The organism is Microbacterium wangyouchuni (genome assembly GCF_054072595.1).
In genome coordinates, this window is record NZ_JBSVRM010000002.1 from 150,780 (window position 1) to 165,862 (window position 15,083).

20 protein-coding genes are annotated in these 15,083 nt (G+C 63.3%); 12 read left to right on the plus strand and 8 right to left on the minus strand.

From position 1 onward, the window contains the following. The first annotated feature begins 379 nt into the window (after positions 1 to 379). The 5 genes from ACW5CM_RS03470 to ACW5CM_RS03490 all read left to right on the plus strand — a co-directional run bounded on the left by ACW5CM_RS03470 (position 380) and on the right by ACW5CM_RS03490 (position 2,350). Positions 380 to 727: a P-loop NTPase family protein gene (locus ACW5CM_RS03470; protein ID WP_457124192.1), complete on the plus strand. Its 348-nt coding sequence runs from the start codon at positions 380 to 382 to the stop codon at positions 725 to 727. An 11-nt stretch (positions 728 to 738) separates the two neighbouring features. Continuing rightward, a complete protein-coding gene (locus ACW5CM_RS03475; RefSeq protein WP_438253383.1) occupies positions 739 to 1,185 on the plus strand; it encodes an NUDIX hydrolase in 447 nt (148 codons plus the stop codon). Between the two features lie 79 nt (positions 1,186 to 1,264). Then, positions 1,265 to 1,546: a type II toxin-antitoxin system RelE/ParE family toxin gene (locus ACW5CM_RS03480; RefSeq protein ID WP_439254950.1), complete on the plus strand. Its 282-nt coding sequence runs from the start codon at positions 1,265 to 1,267 to the stop codon at positions 1,544 to 1,546. Next, a complete protein-coding gene (locus ACW5CM_RS03485; RefSeq protein ID WP_439254949.1) occupies positions 1,521 to 1,841 on the plus strand; it encodes a HigA family addiction module antitoxin in 321 nt (106 codons plus the stop codon). The genes ACW5CM_RS03480 and ACW5CM_RS03485 overlap by 26 nt, the downstream gene beginning before the upstream one ends. Positions 1,842 to 1,861: 20 nt before the next feature. Next, on the plus strand, positions 1,862 to 2,350 hold the full coding sequence (locus tag ACW5CM_RS03490) for an RES family NAD+ phosphorylase (RefSeq protein ID WP_457124356.1): 489 nt from the start codon (positions 1,862 to 1,864) through the stop codon (positions 2,348 to 2,350). 175 nt (positions 2,351 to 2,525) lie between these two features. Here the strand turns inward: ACW5CM_RS03490 and ACW5CM_RS03495 are convergent, their stop codons facing one another. Further along, entirely contained in the window at positions 2,526 to 2,753 is a 228-nt protein-coding gene (locus tag ACW5CM_RS03495; RefSeq protein ID WP_438253386.1) for a tautomerase family protein, read from the minus strand. 135 nt (positions 2,754 to 2,888) lie between these two features. Next, on the minus strand, positions 2,889 to 3,959 hold the full coding sequence (locus tag ACW5CM_RS03500; RefSeq protein ID WP_438253387.1) for an alpha/beta fold hydrolase: 1,071 nt from the start codon (positions 3,957 to 3,959) through the stop codon (positions 2,889 to 2,891). A gap of 246 nt (positions 3,960 to 4,205) precedes the next feature. Between ACW5CM_RS03500 and ACW5CM_RS03505 the strand changes: the two genes are divergently transcribed. From ACW5CM_RS03505 to ACW5CM_RS03520, 4 genes are all read left to right on the plus strand, one after another. Next, entirely contained in the window at positions 4,206 to 4,637 is a 432-nt protein-coding gene (locus tag ACW5CM_RS03505) for a MepB family protein (RefSeq protein WP_438253388.1), read from the plus strand. A 170-nt stretch (positions 4,638 to 4,807) separates the two neighbouring features. Next, the gene (locus tag ACW5CM_RS03510; RefSeq protein WP_457124193.1) at positions 4,808 to 5,266 is read left to right on the plus strand and encodes a hypothetical protein; all 459 of its coding nucleotides are present in this window, start codon (positions 4,808 to 4,810) and stop codon (positions 5,264 to 5,266) included. Continuing rightward, complete coding sequence (locus ACW5CM_RS03515; RefSeq protein ID WP_438253390.1) at positions 5,256 to 5,558, plus strand: transcriptional regulator; 303 nt, start codon at positions 5,256 to 5,258, stop codon at positions 5,556 to 5,558. The genes ACW5CM_RS03510 and ACW5CM_RS03515 overlap by 11 nt, the downstream gene beginning before the upstream one ends. A gap of 215 nt (positions 5,559 to 5,773) precedes the next feature. Continuing rightward, positions 5,774 to 6,742: a zinc-binding dehydrogenase gene (locus tag ACW5CM_RS03520; protein WP_457124194.1), complete on the plus strand. Its 969-nt coding sequence runs from the start codon at positions 5,774 to 5,776 to the stop codon at positions 6,740 to 6,742. A gap of 42 nt (positions 6,743 to 6,784) precedes the next feature. Here the strand turns inward: ACW5CM_RS03520 and ACW5CM_RS03525 are convergent, their stop codons facing one another. Next, complete coding sequence (locus ACW5CM_RS03525; protein ID WP_457124195.1) at positions 6,785 to 7,597, minus strand: arginase family protein; 813 nt, start codon at positions 7,595 to 7,597, stop codon at positions 6,785 to 6,787. A 120-nt stretch (positions 7,598 to 7,717) separates the two neighbouring features. Beyond that, positions 7,718 to 8,908, minus strand: coding sequence for a N(5)-(carboxyethyl)ornithine synthase (locus ACW5CM_RS03530; RefSeq protein ID WP_457124196.1), 1,191 nt, complete (start codon positions 8,906 to 8,908; stop codon positions 7,718 to 7,720). Positions 8,909 to 9,066: 158 nt separating this feature from the next. On the opposite strand from ACW5CM_RS03530, the gene ACW5CM_RS03535 reads away from it, so the two are divergent. Both ACW5CM_RS03535 and ACW5CM_RS03540 read left to right on the plus strand, forming a co-directional pair. Further along, positions 9,067 to 9,642, plus strand: coding sequence for an alpha/beta fold hydrolase (locus tag ACW5CM_RS03535; RefSeq protein WP_438253394.1), 576 nt, complete (start codon positions 9,067 to 9,069; stop codon positions 9,640 to 9,642). Between the two features lie 46 nt (positions 9,643 to 9,688). Then, on the plus strand, positions 9,689 to 10,240 hold the full coding sequence (locus tag ACW5CM_RS03540) for a HEAT repeat domain-containing protein (protein WP_438253395.1): 552 nt from the start codon (positions 9,689 to 9,691) through the stop codon (positions 10,238 to 10,240). An 11-nt stretch (positions 10,241 to 10,251) separates the two neighbouring features. On the opposite strand, the gene arfB is transcribed toward ACW5CM_RS03540, so the two are convergent. Beyond that, on the minus strand, positions 10,252 to 10,695 hold the full coding sequence (gene arfB / locus ACW5CM_RS03545; protein WP_457124197.1) for an alternative ribosome rescue aminoacyl-tRNA hydrolase ArfB: 444 nt from the start codon (positions 10,693 to 10,695) through the stop codon (positions 10,252 to 10,254). A 25-nt stretch (positions 10,696 to 10,720) separates the two neighbouring features. Further along, positions 10,721 to 11,155 (minus strand): DUF6630 family protein, encoded by a 435-nt coding sequence (locus ACW5CM_RS03550; protein WP_457124198.1) that lies wholly within the window; start codon positions 11,153 to 11,155, stop codon positions 10,721 to 10,723. Positions 11,156 to 11,203: 48 nt separating this feature from the next. On the opposite strand from ACW5CM_RS03550, the gene ACW5CM_RS03555 reads away from it, so the two are divergent. Then, positions 11,204 to 12,871, plus strand: coding sequence for an ABC-F family ATP-binding cassette domain-containing protein (locus tag ACW5CM_RS03555; RefSeq protein WP_438253398.1), 1,668 nt, complete (start codon positions 11,204 to 11,206; stop codon positions 12,869 to 12,871). Here ACW5CM_RS03555 and ACW5CM_RS03560 read toward each other — a convergent pair. Next, the gene (locus ACW5CM_RS03560) at positions 12,858 to 13,883 is read right to left on the minus strand and encodes an acetylxylan esterase (protein ID WP_439254943.1); all 1,026 of its coding nucleotides are present in this window, start codon (positions 13,881 to 13,883) and stop codon (positions 12,858 to 12,860) included. The genes ACW5CM_RS03555 and ACW5CM_RS03560 overlap by 14 nt on opposite strands. Continuing rightward, positions 13,883 to 14,926: a LacI family DNA-binding transcriptional regulator gene (locus ACW5CM_RS03565; RefSeq protein WP_438253400.1), complete on the minus strand. Its 1,044-nt coding sequence runs from the start codon at positions 14,924 to 14,926 to the stop codon at positions 13,883 to 13,885. The genes ACW5CM_RS03560 and ACW5CM_RS03565 overlap by 1 nt, the downstream gene beginning before the upstream one ends. Positions 14,927 to 15,083: the final 157 nt, after the last annotated feature.

Consider the following 15,083-nt stretch of genomic DNA (forward strand, 5'->3'; position numbering starts at 1 on the left):
ATGCGCGGCACCGGTTCGACACCCAGAGGTTGGTACGTACCGGAACTCGGTGGAATGGCGTTTCTCGAACTAAACCTTAGAGGGTGAAGCGTCCGCTGGAGGCCCATCTTGCCGCCGTCGAGAGATCATGCGATCGTCGGTTAGCTTGGGGCGCTGAGCGGCGGCGGTGCCGTATCGTGACAACGTGGTGCGCTACGAAAGATCGATGACCGGCTCGCAGAGCTCACGACTGATAATCATTCGGGGAAACTCGGGAAGCGGAAAGTCGCTCCTTGCCCAATCGATCAGGGCAGCGCGGCCGCGCGGAGTCGCGTTGCTGGGGCACGACACATTGCGCCGGGAGATCCTTCACGTTCGGGATCGTCCCCAAGCCCTCAGCGTGGCTTACATTGACCTGTCGGCTCGCTTCGCTCTCGACAACGGCCTAGATGTCGTCGTAGAGGGGATCCTTCACTCGGAGATATACGGCGACATGCTCACCCAACTCCAGAAGGATCATCGCGGTGTTACGCGCACGTTCGTTTACGAGCTCGGGTTGGACGAAACTCTGCGGAGGCACCGCACGAAAACGCTCGCAGCTGAAGTGTCGGAAGAACAGGTCTCATCTTGGTATCGCGAGTCCGACAGGATTCCCGAACTGGGTGAGATCGTGTTTGACGCTGAAGCCAGCGCGAACGATGCGCTTGCTCAAGTGCTCACTGAGGTCGGGTGGGGCGAAGCGGAATGACGATCGAGAGCGTGAGCAGACGTTCGGTCAAGAAGGCAGTCGCGTACGTCGTCCACCGAGGAAAGCTGCTCGTATTTACGCATGACGATTTCCCGATGGAGATCACAGGTGTGCAGGTGCCCGCTGGATCGATCGCTGAGGGCGAGTCGCCCGCGGATGCCGTCGTGCGCGAGGTGGCGGAAGAGACCGGCCTCACCGCCAGGATCGTTCGTTCGCTCGGCGTCGAATCGTACGACATGTGGCCCGCAAAGCCCGAGGTTCACGAACGGCACTTCTTCCAGCTCGAGCTGGTGGATCCGGACGTTGCGGACCGCTGGACGTGCGGCGAACAGGATTCGTCTGACGGAGGCGAACCCGTTAGCTGGACGTGCTGGTGGATGGCGCTGACGGATGCTCACGTTCTCTGCGCAGGCTTTGGCGCCCGCCTCGGAAGCGTCGAAGCCGATGGTGACTTCTAAGGTTGTTATCTGCGGCGACGTGGTTGAATTCCGATTTAACGTCTAGCGTTATTGACGGCCTCCGTTATACGCTGGTCGCGTGATCAGATCGTTCGGGAGCAAGGACACCGAGCGCATCTGGCATGAGCAGTACGTCAAGCGCGTCGACCGAGTGGTGCAGAGGGCGATTCTGCGGAAGCTCGAGCTGATCCATGCGACCAAGGAGGTGGAGGATCTGCGGATTCCTCCGGGGAGTCGGTTGGAACGGCTGTCGGGTGACCGTCGTGGTCAGCACAGCATCCGGGTCAACGTGCAGTGGCGTATCTGCTTCGTCTGGAGAGAAGGAGGTGCGGAAGATGTCGAACTCGTCGACTGTCACTGAGGCTGACTTGATCGAGCCGATCCATCCGGGGGAGATCCTGATGGAGGACTTCATCGAGGGTTTTGGGATCACGCAGAATAAGCTCGCCGTGTCCATCGGTGTGCCGCCGCGGCGGATCAACGAGATCGTGCACGGAAAGCGTGGGATCACGGCAGGTACGGCGATCCGTTTGGCGCGGTACTTCGGGACTTCTGAGGAGTTCTGGATGAATCTGCAGTCCAACTACGAGCTGCGGCTCGAGCGTCGTGCACTGCGGGAGAAGGTCGCGGCGATCACACCCCTGAAGGTCGCGTGAGCGTGGAGCCCCTTGTGACGATGTCCACCGTTCGAGGGACCTTCTACCGCGCGATCGATCCCCAGTTTCGCAAGTTCGCAATCGTAGGATCGCGTGCCGCGGGCCGATATTCGCGGCCCGACCAGCCGACCCTGTACCTGAGTTCGTCCATCGACGGGGTCGAAGCCGCGATGGTAGCTCACAAGGATTCGCGATCCGCTTCGCTCGAGATCGCTTCGGTTGATGTCGACGCATCCGCAATCGTCGATCTGCGGGAACCTGCGGTTCTCGACGAACTGGGCATCGAGATGGCTGATGCGATCGCACCGTGGCAAGATGTTTCCGCGTCGGGCGGTGAGCCCACGTCCTGGGGTGTGAGGGAGCGGTTGGTCGCAGCCGGTGCGCACGGGCTGATCGATCCATCTCGCAAGAGACCAGGGCTCTGGCACCTCGTCCTGTTCCACTGGAACGTGGCGGGTGCACCGATAGCTCGTCTCGTAGGTGAGCATGACCCTGTCAACGAAGACTGATGCGCATCAGTCTTGAGGTAGGTATCTGCGGCGACGTGGTGGAGTTCCGGTTCTCGAACTAGCCTCGGACGCGGTCTGATAGCTGCCCGTTCGCACGACGAACCAAGCGCGGGCGAGCAGCGACGTCAGAGCGCCGTTCGCAGGCGGACGGCGCTCCTTTGCGATCAACTGGCGTTCAACCGACGGCCGCGCCGCGGGCGAGGGTCATCACGTCCTCAGTGGTCAGAGGCTTCCCGGCGATTCCCCAGTCACCGCTGCCGACCTCCTCGATCACGCACGAGGTCACGGAGCGCATATTCTCGCCCTCGATCTGCACCATGGTGTCGGTGAGATTCTTGATGATCTCGTGCTTCTGTTCTGACGTGAATACGCCTTCGATGATCTTGACGTTGATGAATGGCATGTCGTCCTCCTAGAGTGTGGATTTGCGGTTTGTGTAACTGATTTCACGCTAGGCCGATGCCGGGGTGGTCGCATCGGTGATATCCGCCACATTTCGCGCGTATTCTGGGCGCGGATGTCGGGAACCACCCACTGCTCACGCGTCTAGCGCGTCGCGTTCCAGTTCGGTCAGCCGTGCAGCGACTGCAGCTCTCGCTGACTTACCCGAGAGCGAGAGCTTCGCATAGACGTTGGAGAGGTGGCGTTCGACGGTTCGCGTGCTCATCGACAGTCGGCTGCTGCACTCGTGGTTGCTCAATCCCTGGGCAACAAGGCGCACTACCTCAAGTTCACGGCTCGTCAGGCCAGCGGTCGGAGGGTTAACTGCCGCTGCGCCGACGAAAGCAGTCACTTCTTCGACGAACTCACCCCAGGCGGGCTCATCGGCCAATAGAATGTGGTTCTTCCCGTGCAAACAGACGAGCCTGGCGCTGGGGATGAGGCCCGCTAACCGCCGTCCTTCCTCAAACGGGACAACGCGGTCTCCATCCGCGTGCAACACGAGAGTGCGGGCGGTAACAGCGGATGCGGAGGCACTCACGTCAACACTCGCTCTGGCGATGCTGCTGGCTAGGGCAGCCTCCGGCGTCATCGACAAACGTTGAAGGTCATCGAACCAACGCATCTGCGTCTCGCTCGCGCCGGGAATGAATGAAGAGGTGAAGACGCGGCGATAAATTGGGTCAGCGCGCCCCCAGCCCACCTTGATCATCTGGCGCTCGAGCTTCATCTCCTCACGAACCGCCGCGCCAGGGTTCCGCGCCATTATGCCTCGGCCGTATGCGCCCAGCAGGATGAGATGACTGACCCGTTCCGGGTGGCGCTGCGCGTACTCCGCGGCCACGGCGCCGCCCTGCGACATACCTAACAGGGCAAAGCTCGGAAGCCGCGCGGCATCCACGACTGCTTCAAGGTCTGCCAGCATTGCAGGCAGACTGTAATCGCTCGGATTACGGTCTGACAGCCCGTTGCCGCGGGCGTCGTAGCGGATGTAACTGAAGTGCTGGCCAAGCGTCTCCAGCCAGTGACTCCACACCGGGCTAGACCAGTCATATTCGAGGTGCGTGAGCCAGGTACCCGTTCGCACAAGCGGTGGCCCTTCGCCGTGACGGGACCACGCAATATTCGTGCCGTCTGCGGAGGTCGTGAACGATATCTCGTTCCTCATGGCTTGAGTATAGGCCGCGCCCTTTCGCTCCGCGGGGCTGTTCCGACACGGGGTCTTAGGGCACGGACCCAGGGGGTGCTCCGTGCCGGAACTCGGTGGAATTTCGCTTCAATGTTTGATCGTCTCTGCTCTGGGTGCTTGCTTGCGTCGCGCAGTACCCGGCCGGCATAGGGTGGCATCTTGTGCGGAGGGTTCGGTGGGATCCTGGCGGAAGAACGGCGCAATCTCAAGCGATAGTGTTGTCGCGTGAACTTTCCTGCCTTCGAGGCATACGCTGCTGAGATGGGGTTCGCTCTCGCGATTGCGCCGGAGGAGCAGAACAGCGACTACGAGTCGGGAATCGTGCAGATCGACCGCGACTCATGGCATATTCGAACTGCGCGGAACACTCCAACCAAACCGGGTGCATTCGTCGCCTTCTGGAGGCGAGGCGCTGATGGAGTGACGACCCCGTTCAGTGAAGATGATCCTGCCGCGGGGCTGCTGGTCTTCGTGGAGCAACTGGGCAGACGCGGCGTCTTTCGGTTCACCGCTGCGGATCTCGCCCGGCTGGGCATCACGTCGGGAGTGTGGCCAGGCAAACGTGGCTTCCGGGTGTATCCGAGTTGGTGTGTGGATCTGAACTCCGGAGCGACGGCTGCGCAACGTGCTCAGTCGTCCTCTTTCCTCACATACTGAGCCGATCGCTGTCCGCCGCTCAGCGGCCGCCCGGATGCCCACAGTGGCGTGCAGTTCCTGCCGGCCGAACATCCAGTCGGCACCGCCATCAGTTTCCGCCATGCATCGATCGATCTCCTGGCATGGGTGCGAAGTTGCTTAACTAATGGTTGAGTGATTGACTCAACCGCATGGAAAGTCATTTCGAGAATCAGCGTGACGCTGCATCCGTGCTCGAGGATCTCAGCACTGACCGTGGCCGAATCGGCGAACGGATCACGGCCGAAACCTGGTGGGCTGCACCTGCGCAGGGGTTGGGAGTGGCGCTTATCATCGCGGCCCCCGCGGCCGGGCTGGCATGGGCGTGGTTGCCCTTTGTGCTCAGCGTGGGGGTGTTCGTCGGCGTTGAGGTGCTCTTTCGTAAGCGCAGTGGCTTCGGCATTACCCGACCGGCTGGTCCTCGCGGGTGGTGGTTGTTGGTTCCGCTCTTCTTGATCTCCTTCTTCTCGGTTGTACTCAGCCTGGGATTCGCGCTGTTCGGTCTGACCGGATGGGTGGTTGCCGTCGCGGTGGCCGCGGGCGTCGCCACCGCGCTCATCGTCGTGGCGTATGACCGCGCGTATGCTGCCGAGGTGCGCCATGCGGGCTGAACCCCGCTTTGACGAGGCGATCCACGCGCCAACCCGGCTGCGTCTGTGTGCAATGCTGCGCCCGCTCGCCAATGCGGATTTCGCCGCGATTGCCGCGACGCTAGAGCTCAGCGAGGCAAACCTGTCGAAGACCGTGAGAAACCTCGTCGAAATTGGCTATCTCGTCACGAGTAAGCAGGCCTCGCCTCAGCGAGCGGACGCGCGCCAGACGACCACAGTCAAACTCACCGCACAGGGTCGCCGGGCTTTCGACGCGCACCTCGCGGCGCTGCGGGCGATGGCGGGCGACTGAGGCGTGTCTCTTGGCTGCCTGCTGACGACCGAGCTGGTGAGCGGGTGCTCCGAGCACCCGATCGAGCTCGAGCACCGCGCCGGTCGCTGGCGCGCGCGAGCACTAGTGAGGAACTGAACGACGCGGATCCGCCTGCCGACGGGGCCGCGAGCAGCTCTGCATCACGCAGCCAGCCTGAGGGCTAGCGTCATCCGGCTGTATAAGATGGCATCACGATGCTTTCTCTTGCGCAGAAGCGGGCCGGAGTGCCGCTTGCGTTGGTCGATTCAGCTATCCCGCAAACGGGTCCTGGTCACGTGCGGATCAAGGTTGAAGCGGTCGGCCTGAATCCTGTGGATGCAGACCTTGTCGCGTCGGGAAACGCGGAGTGGTCCTGGCCGCACGTGCCGATCTTGGACGCAGCAGGTGTCGTCGACGCGATCGGTGATGGCGTGACCGAGTGGCGCGTTGGTGATCGAGTCGCCGCTCACGGCGACCTCCGCGCTCCCGGTGCGGCGGCACAGTTCGCCATATTCCGCGCGGAAGTTCTGGCACGGATCCCCGACGGCGTCTCTTTTACCCAGGCAGCAGCCGTTCCGTGCGCCGGCATGACTGCGTATCAAGCCGTACACCGCAGGCTCACTGTCCGTTCGGGGCAGAGCGTCCTCATTACTGGAGCCACCGGGGGAGTTGGCGGATTCGCCGTGCAGCTTGCCGCGCAGGCCGGTGCGCACGTTATTGCACTTGCCTCGCACGGGCATGAGGATGTCATGCGCCTCGGAGCCGCCGCCATCATCGATTCCCGCGCCGCAGATGCAGCCGAACAAATTCGTGCTGCCAATGATGGCCGCGGTCTCGATGCAATCGTGGACGCCGTCAGCTCAGCAAGCGCCACGCGCCACCTCGCCATGCTGAGGTATGCCGGTGGCATCGCCTGCATCGCAGGTCTGCCGGATCTGCACGCGATTCCGTCTTTCGGCATCTCGCCATCGGTTCACGAAATTTCTCTTGGTGCCGCTTACAGCCACGGCGAAGATCGCCACCGCCGCGACCTCAGCATCATGCTGACCGACCTGCTTGACCGAGTGGCCGCCGGCCGTCTTGTGGTGCCGATCGCACAGGTCATCGGTCTCGATGGAATTGATGCAGCGCTAACCGGAATGCGTGCGCGCCATACGCGCGGCAAGATCGTGGCTGTCATCTAGCGCCGACGCAACCGACGCATCTGAGGCAGCGGCCACCTCGTCTCAGCGCCGCAGAGCCTGGAATGTCTCGAGAATGAGTTCGATGCTGACCGGTGACGGGACTTCGGGAGCACCGTATTCGAACTCTGCGAGTTCCACGCCCTTGACGCGATCCGCCGGGAGCGCCGCGAAGATGTCAGCGATCTGATGCGGCAGCAACCCGTCCGGCACGCGGTATGCCGCGGGGATATAACCCGGCTCGAGCACATCCCAGTCGACATGGATCCACACGTCACGGCCGGCTACCAGCTCCGCCACGCGTGCCGGAGTGCTTTCACTCGGAGGCAGCACGCGAACGCCGGCTTCTACCAGGAGATCACCCTCGATCTGGTCAATATCGCGTCCACCCACGACGATGACCTGCTCCGGATTCAGACCTGCGCCGTGGCCGCTGTCCCACAGCCCGCATGCGGCCGCGAGTACCATTCCACCGAGGTATCCGGAGCCGGTGCTCTCCGGGGTGTTGAAGTCTCCATGGGCATCGATCCACAGCACGACCGCTCCGGGCTGACGGGCCGCGACTGTCGGCAGTGTTCCCAAGCTCGCAGCGCACGTGTTGGTCAGAAGAAGCGGCACCTGACCGGCATCCAGGACAGCGCTGACGGCATCCCGCAGGCCCTCCAACGTCTGCCGTGCAGCGGGAAGCGCGACACTCCAGTCGTCTACCGTTGCTGGAGAAGGCGTCCCGACGATGACCGGAGTGCGATCGAGGTAGGCGCTCAACGCATCCCCGGCCGCGAGCGCTCCTCGCAGCGCACCATCCGTGCGGTCCGCAACGCGGCCCTGGGAGATGATGATCCCGAAATCCTGTGCCATATTCATCCCTTCTGAGAGCTGCCGTTGCGGATTACCCACGTTGTCCGCACCCAATGTTTGCACGATCGTCGCGTTGCCGGTGCTAGAGCCAGCACGAACGCGGAGCAAGGCGGATCAGAACTAGGGCGCCGAGACGGCTAGCGCGTGCGGATAGTCCGAACTGCGATTCTGAAAACTCAGGATGCTCGGATTCTTGATGACGCCGTCCTGGATCTCGATCGCGCGGGAGAGGGTGACATTCGTCGCCCATGCGGACGGCCCTTCCATGACCGTTCGCATGAACGGCAGGATGGCCTCGCTGACCTCCCAGGTGGATGAGTTCCACAGGTACGACGGGCTGTGGTCGACGGCGTAGTAGTTCACACCGTGACCGACGGTGAACATCGGCTCCTCGAATGTGGTGGGCCGTGCCCACTCGAAACCCATGCCCAGGTCGCACGAAACGTCGATGATTAGGCTTCCCGCAGCGAAATGCTCCAGGTCCGCTGTCCTCAGATAGGTCAACGGCGCAGCGACGTCCTGGAAAGTGCAGTTGACGACGATGTCGTGCGATGCCAGAAACTCTGGGAGCAGGACGTTGCCGCTCTGTGTGAGGACCTCACTGAGATGGGTCGCGCCGCCGTCGGTGTTGAGCTGGGCGATGTGCGCGCTGTGAATTGGTGAAGCGACGGCTGCGACACCACGCTGGGTGAGAATCTGGATGTCGTGGATCCCCTGCGCGTTCAGCGCCGTCACGGCACCTCGTGCCGTGGCGCCGAAGCCGATGACAACCGCGCTGAGACGAGGCCCATAATCACCCGTCGAGCCGATCAAGCTCAAAGCGTGCAGTACCGAGCTGTAGCCGGCCAACTCATTGTTCTTGTGGAACACGTGCAGGCTGAGATCTCCGCCTGGAGCCCAATGGTTCATCGCCTCGAAGGCGATTAGTGTGAGCCGGCGATCGATCGCCGTCTGCGTCATCTCCGCATCCTGCACGCAGTGCGGCCATCCCCACAGCACACGGCCCTCCGGGATCATCGCCACATCCGCAGCTTGTGGCTTGGGTAGAAGGAGGACATCAGCAGATTCGAGCACTTCGGATCGTTCCGCGATCCGGCCGACGCGTGACTCGACGTAACCAGGTTCCAGCTGGAAGTCAGAGCCGTAGCCACGCTCGACAATCATCCGCGCGCGCACGTCTGGATCGATCCGGTCCAAGTGGTGGGGATGTACGGGAAGTCGCCGTTCGTTCTCCATCGACGAGCCCGCGAGCAACCCGAGGGTGAGCAAGTCGGTGGGGGCGTGAGCGGAAGGTTGAGTAGTGCCGGACATCCGGACTCCCATCATTGGGGAACCAAAATCAGCTCCTTCTTTGACTGTACGTGTCTCGCGCACGGTTCCACGCCGATCCCCAACCGGTAACGTGGTGGCGTTCCCTTTCGCTCGCAGCGGTGGTGGAATGAATCGACGACACAGGAGGACAGACGACAGTGACGCACAAGCGCATCTTTGAAACGGAACGCCATGTCGTGCCGTATATCGACGAAGGCGAAGGCCCGGTGTCGCTGGTGCTGATCTCAGACCGAGATCTGGACGCAGACGGGCTGGGAGTCGTTTCGCATTACCTGGCAGAGGAAGCAGGCTTCCACGTCGTCCGAATCGAATCTCGTGGTCAGTCGAACGGCGTCGACGTGCCCATGAGCGACCGTGTGGCAGCCACCCTTGCGGTGATCGACCACCTCGAACTCGCAGACACCTGGATCGGCGGGTACGGGGCCGGCGGTACCGTGGCCCGAGTTTTCGCTGCGACACACGGTGACCGTGTGAACGGTCTCTTGCTGCTCGGAGTCGAAGACGAGCAGATTCCGCTTGCCCCGGCAATCCCGGTTCTGATCGTTCAGGCATCCGAGGACAAGAAAAACCTGTTTGCGGATGCTGAGAAGCTGCAGGCCACCGCGCCAGAGCGCGCCAGCATCAAAACCGTTAGCGGTGCCGATCATCTGTTCCCGGCGACGCACCCGATCGAGACCGCCGTCATCATCGAGGAGTATCTCGACTGGGATTGACTCTCCGCGTCTCGCAGGAATGCTGCTGAGAGCCTAGGGTTGATCTGTGCCTCGAAACTCTGCGGATGACTCCGCCTCCATTCCTGTCGATCTGCCCCTTGAACGACGACTGGCGGCTGCGGTCGAGCGATACACCGAGGCCGGTGTGATCGAACGCTCGCTTTCTCTGCTCGCCGGCAACAACGAGGGCGAAGACTTCCTGCTCTTCGTCGGAGGAGAGCATGCAAAGGGCATCCTCGATGGCGCCCCCGTTCTCTACTGGCCGGAGCTGTGGGGCCTTCGCGCTCTGCTCTACGTCTGGGAAGACTCGGCAGCACCGGCCGTGTTTGATGCCCTGAGCAACCCGGCCTGGCGCGTACGCGAGATGGCTGCGCGCGTCGCTGCCGCGCGTGAACTGGCAGCGGCATCGGCTCTCGCACGTCTACTCACCGACACCGTGCCACGCGTCCGCGTCGCGGCGGTCCGAGCCCTCGGCGCGGTCGGATCACTCGACGACATCGACCGGATGCGACCGCTGCTGAAGGATCCGGAAGTCGACGTTCGGCGTGGCGCGCAACAGGGCATCGACGCACTGCGCGGACGCTTCGCTCAGAACTGACGTTCGCGCCATCAGTCCGGGAATCCCGGTCGTCGGCGTGCCGCCTTCGTCTCAGACCGCTGGCGTTTACCGTCCAACCGGCGACGTTGCGAGCCTCTGGTCGGTTTGGTCGCACGGCGTACGGCCTCCGGCGCGATCGCATCACGCAGCAGAGCGCTCAGCCGCTCTCTCGCCGCAACGCGATTGCGGCGTTGCGACCGGTGCTCCGCCGCAGTGATGGTGAGCACCGAGCCGGAAAGCCGCTCGGCAAGTCTCATCAGCACACGTCGACGTTGAACGTCGCTCAACGCCATCGTCGTTGCGATATCGAAGCTGAGTTGAACCCGAGAGTCGGTGGTGTTGACCCCCTGGCCGCCCGGGCCCGAAGCATGAGAGAACTGCTCGACCAGGTCAGCTGCGGGTATGCGCAGCCCGTGCGGAGCACCCGGCCCTGGTGGCACGTGCAGATCATCCATCTGATCAGTCTGCTACAGCATCCGATCAGGAGAACACGCGTGCGGTGAAGCCCAGCCGCTCTGCGATCTCGAGAATCTCAGCCGCATTCGACGCCGGCACGACAACCAGAGGAAAAGACTCGGCGTCTTCTTCGAGATACACCGCACGAAGCCCGAAAGGAGCCAGGATGCTGTCTGCTCGAGCGATCGCAACAGGCAGAGGCCCGTCCACATCACCGACTTCATCGACCTCAGCACCGGAGGCGAAGACGCGGGGAAGCTGGGCCAGCGCATCGGCGAGTTCGACAGCGGTGTCACCCCGATCCAGATACGCGAGAGCCCCCGCGTCATCGAGGCCGTCCAGCAGCGCTACCCACGCTTCATCGTCACCGCTCGCGGCGGCAGATCGCACAGTGGGAAGAAGTTCAGGGTCGTCGTCCACGAGGTTGCAGAGACGGATCCAGTCATTGAGATCAGACACAGACAGGACGTTAGCATCCGAGCGCCGAAGCGATGCAAGGATTGAGCAATGACTGCAACGCTCGTCGCTCAAGACCTTGCCGGCGGATACGGCCACCGCACACTGTTCGATGGGCTGGATCTGACAGTTGCCGCCGGCGACGTGATCGGTGTGGTCGGCGCCAACGGTGCGGGAAAATCCACGCTGCTTCGTCTGCTCGCGGGCATCGATGAGCCCCAGGAAGGTACGATCGCGCTGTCGCCAGCGGATGCCTTCGTCGGGTGGTTGCCACAGGAGCACGAGCGCATCGTGGGGGAGACGGTCGCCGAATACATCGGTCGGCGCACCGGATGCGCACAGGCGACCAGAGACATGGATGCCGCCGCCGCTGCTCTCGGCGATACAACAGGAGCGGATGCCGGTGGGGCAGACCCAGCCGATGTTTATTCGACGGCACTGGAGCGCTGGCTTGCCAGCGGCGCCGCAGATCTGGAAGAGCGCATCCCGGCAGTGCTCGCCGATCTGGGGCTCGAATCGGGCGACACGCAGCTCACAGAGGCTGCGATGACTTCGCTCTCCGGGGGTCAGGCCGCCCGTGTCGGACTGGCCGCGCTGCTTCTTTCGCGCTTCGATATCGTCCTCCTGGACGAGCCCACCAACGACCTCGACCTGGATGGGCTGGAACGTTTGGAGGCGTTCGTGCGCGGCCTGCGCGGCGGCGTCGTTCTCGTCAGCCACGACCGCGAGTTCCTGGCGCGCTGTGTGACGCGGGTGTTGGAACTCGATCTCGCACAGGGAAGTAATCGCATCTACGGCGGTGGATACGATTCGTATCTGGAAGAGCGGGCAACGCTGCGTCGTCATCAGCGTGAGAAGTACGACGAGTTTGCAGACAAGAAGGCCGATCTCGTCTCACGTGCGCGCACGCAACGGGAATGGTCGAGCCAGGGCGTGCGAAATGCGATGCGAAAGGCTCCGGACAACGACAAGATCAGACGCCGGGCATCGACAGAATCCAGTGAGAAGCAGGCGCAGAAAGTCAGGCAGATGGAGAGCCGCATCGCTCGGCTCGACGAGGTCGAAGAGCCGCGTAAAGAGTGGCAGCTCGAATTCACCATCGGAGCGGCGCCGCGTTCGAGTTCCGTGGTGTCGACGCTCAGCGGCGCCCGTTACTCACAGGGTGCGTTCACGCTCGGCCCGGTCTCGCTGCAGGTGAACGCGGGCGATCGGATCGGCATTACCGGCCCCAACGGCGCAGGGAAATCCACGCTGCTGCGGGCGCTGCTCGGACGACAGCAACCGGATGACGGCACGGCGAGCCTCGGCGCCAGCATCCGAATCGGTGAGATCGATCAGGCCCGTTCGCTGCTGACAGGGCACCAGCCGCTTGCTGTGGCTTTCGAGGAACTCGTGCCGGAGATGGCGTCCGGTGAGGTGCGCACGCTGCTGGCGAAGTTCGCCCTGCGAGCCGACCATGTCGATCGCCCGGTCGACGAACTCTCACCGGGGGAGCGCACCCGTGCGGCCCTGGCGCTCCTGCAGGCAAGAGGCGTGAACCTGCTCGTGCTCGACGAACCGACGAACCACCTCGACCTGCCCGCGATCGAGCAGCTCGAGCAGGCGCTGGAGTCCTATGCCGGAACGCTGCTGCTGGTGACGCACGATCGACGGATGCTCGACACCGTGACGACGAACCGACGCTGGCACGTTGAGGCGGGAAGCGTCAGCGAGCTGTAGCCAAGGCTGCGGCCGCGCTCAACGGACTCGGTGCCCACTGCGCAACCGCTGCGAGCGATCGCCGCACGAAATGCGCGTCACCGCCTTCATGATGATTGTGCGGGTAGACCTCGATCTGTTTCTCTGGTTCATTCCCGCTGAGAGATCCGTAGTGATTGAACGCCGCGAACACGGTCGACGGAGGGCAGATCGAGTCGCGGAGCCCAACCGCGAACAGCGCGGGGGCGTCAGAGCGCCGACCCAGGGACGCCGCATCCACGTAGGACAGGGTGCGCATCACTTCGGCCTCGGCTCCGCGCTGCACCGACAGGAACTGCAGTACCTCGCCCCACGGGTGCTGCTCCGTGATCTCCAGTGCGCGAGCGGGATGACACAGGAACGGCACGCTCGCGATCAATCCGGCGAGCGAATCTGATAGCCCGGCGGCTGCGAGAGCCAGTCCACCGCCTTGACTGTTACCCACCAGCGTCACCCGCGAACCGTCGACGCCCGGCAGCGCGCGCACCGCGTCAACCGCTCGCACCGCATCGGTGATGAGACGTCGGTAGTAGTGCGTTTCGGTATCGAGGATGCCCCGCGTCAAGAACCCTGGTGCTGCCGGTGCTGCCCCGTGCGGGTCTGCGGTAGCGCCGCCCGAGCCGTACTGACCGCCCTGCCCCCGTGAATCCATCAGCAGATGGGCGTATCCGGCAGCTGCCCAGGTGATGCGCTCGTGCGCGAGTCCTCGACCACGCCCGTAGCCGAGGTATTCGACGACCGCCGGCAGAGTGCCCGTGACGCCGGCGGGGCGCGAGTACCAGGCACGAATGGGGTCGCCGGCGTAGCCGGCAAACGTCACATCCCAGGTGTCGATCATCGCGAGTCCGGTATCGATCTGCTCGATGCTCACGATCGTCGGATGCCGGCGAGCATCTGCGAGCGTCGCCGTCCAGGATGCATCCAAGTCGGCCGGCTCATCCAGTTCGGGCAGATACTCCTGCAGTGCGGGCAGCGCCATATCGAAATATGCCATCAAATACTCCCTGACAGAGGCGGTGCGGTGCTTTCTCTCACCACGAGATCAGTTGCCAGATCGATGCGAGACAACGCTGGCTTCTCACCGCGTGCGAGCTGCATCAACATCGTGGTCGCTGCTGAGGCCATGGCTTTGAGCGGCTGGTTCACGGTGGTCAGGGCCGGGCTGAACCACTGCGTCACAGGAAGGTTGTCGTAGCCGACCACGGAAAGATCGCGGGGCACAGCGAGACCGAGCTCAGCCGCGGCGCGCAACACTCCGATCGCCTGCAGATCTGAGCCGGCGAAGATCGCGGTCGGGCGGTCCTGGCGAACGAGCATCCGGCGAGCATGCTCATAGCCCGCTTCGATCTCAAATGTTCCGTGGACGATGAGATCCTCGTGCACGGCGAGCCCCGCAGCGCCCAGGGCGCTTCGGAAGCCATCGATGCGCGCACGTGAGCACAGCAGATCCTCGGGGCCGGAGATGACCGCGATCCGCCGATGACCGAGCTCAACGAGGTGTCGCGTGGCCACCAGGCCGCCGTTCCAGTTGTTGGAGCCGACGGTCGCGACGCCGGGCGGCAGCTCACCGGCCGTGTCGAGGACGACGAACGGAATCGATCTGCTCTCGAGCTGGTGCTGCTGTTGTTCCTCTAACGCCGACAGCACCAGGATCACGCCGACGGGGCGGCGGGCGAGCACTGCGTCCATCCAGCTCTGCTGGGGCCGTCGCTTGCCGCTGAACTCTGAGACCACGACACTTGCCCCGGCGTCCGCCGCCGCGGCTTCGACCCCGCGGATGATCTCGATCGACCAGGTGGAGGACAACTCGTGGAAGGCGAGGTCCACGAGGGGGACACGCGCTGGTGCCGGTCCGCGGGCGCTGCGGCGGAAGTCGCGTTCGCGCATCACTGCTTCTACGCGCGCCCGCGTCGCGTCGGATACGCCGGGTCGGCCGTTGAGCACCTTGGAGACCGTGGGCACAGACACTTCGGCCTCGGCGGCGACCGAAGCGATCGTCGACTGACCGGTGTTACGCCGGGGAACGGGAGAAGTCATCGGTGACCAGTTTCTGCTACCTGCGGATTCGGGGCTCTGGACGAAATATATCAGCAAGGCGCCAGCGGGAGTAAAACTCACCGATTCACGTAAACGTTGCAAACCTTGCGAACGTTTTCCATTGATAAAACGGGCCAAATTCTGACTACTTCTGAAA

Excerpts from the sequence above, each read along its gene's own strand:
- arfB (WP_457124197.1), bottom strand. The coding sequence starts at position 10,695 with ATGGATGATCTGCACGTGCCACCAGGGCCGGGTGCTCCGCACGGGCTG.
- ACW5CM_RS03565 (WP_438253400.1), bottom strand. The coding sequence starts at position 14,926 with ATGACTTCTCCCGTTCCCCGGCGTAACACCGGTCAGTCGACGATCGCT.
- ACW5CM_RS03525 (WP_457124195.1), bottom strand. The coding sequence starts at position 7,597 with ATGGCACAGGATTTCGGGATCATCATCTCCCAGGGCCGCGTTGCGGAC.
- ACW5CM_RS03555 (WP_438253398.1), top strand. The coding sequence starts at position 11,204 with ATGACTGCAACGCTCGTCGCTCAAGACCTTGCCGGCGGATACGGCCAC.
- ACW5CM_RS03510 (WP_457124193.1), top strand. The coding sequence starts at position 4,808 with ATGGAAAGTCATTTCGAGAATCAGCGTGACGCTGCATCCGTGCTCGAG.
- ACW5CM_RS03500 (WP_438253387.1), bottom strand. The coding sequence starts at position 3,959 with ATGAGGAACGAGATATCGTTCACGACCTCCGCAGACGGCACGAATATT.
- ACW5CM_RS03490 (WP_457124356.1), top strand. The coding sequence starts at position 1,862 with ATGTCCACCGTTCGAGGGACCTTCTACCGCGCGATCGATCCCCAGTTT.
- ACW5CM_RS03515 (WP_438253390.1), top strand. The coding sequence starts at position 5,256 with ATGCGGGCTGAACCCCGCTTTGACGAGGCGATCCACGCGCCAACCCGG.
- ACW5CM_RS03530 (WP_457124196.1), bottom strand. The coding sequence starts at position 8,908 with ATGTCCGGCACTACTCAACCTTCCGCTCACGCCCCCACCGACTTGCTC.
- ACW5CM_RS03495 (WP_438253386.1), bottom strand. The coding sequence starts at position 2,753 with ATGCCATTCATCAACGTCAAGATCATCGAAGGCGTATTCACGTCAGAA.
- ACW5CM_RS03520 (WP_457124194.1), top strand. The coding sequence starts at position 5,774 with ATGCTTTCTCTTGCGCAGAAGCGGGCCGGAGTGCCGCTTGCGTTGGTC.
- ACW5CM_RS03560 (WP_439254943.1), bottom strand. The coding sequence starts at position 13,883 with ATGGCATATTTCGATATGGCGCTGCCCGCACTGCAGGAGTATCTGCCC.
- ACW5CM_RS03485 (WP_439254949.1), top strand. The coding sequence starts at position 1,521 with ATGTCGAACTCGTCGACTGTCACTGAGGCTGACTTGATCGAGCCGATC.